The organism is Pantoea sp. SIMBA_079, from assembly GCF_046940275.1.
GTDB classification, from domain to species: domain Bacteria; phylum Pseudomonadota; class Gammaproteobacteria; order Enterobacterales; family Enterobacteriaceae; genus Pantoea; species Pantoea borealis.
In genome coordinates, this window is record NZ_JAWRYR010000076.1 from 1 (window position 1) to 370 (window position 370).

Here is a 370-nt window from a genome sequence, read left to right on the forward strand (position 1 = left end):
TTTATCTACATTTAATAACGCCATCTCGAACCTCTTACTGCTTCAGTTTGGGATCGAGCGCGTCACGCAGACCGTCACCCATCAGGTTAAATGCCAGCACCGTCAGCAGGATCGCCAGACCCGGGAAGGTCACGACCCACCAGGCGCTTTGCGCGAACTGCAACACGTCGGAGAGCATGGTGCCCCACTCAGGCGTTGGCGGCTGTGCCCCCATGCCGAGGAAACCAAGAGCAGCCATATCGAGAATGGCGTTAGAGAAACCGAGCGACGCCTGAACAATCAGCGGCGCAAGGCAGTTCGGGAAGATGTTAATAAACATCTGACGCATCGCCCCGGCACCCGCCACGCGAGACGCGGTGACGTAATCGCG

At 58.1% G+C, this 370-nt stretch carries 1 protein-coding gene; it reads right to left on the reverse strand.

Annotated elements, in window-relative coordinates:
* Nucleotides 1–34 precede the first annotated feature (34 nt).
* On the reverse strand, nucleotides 35–370 hold a 336-nt coding region (locus tag SB719_RS19170), incomplete at its 5' end, for an ABC transporter permease subunit (protein WP_412159603.1).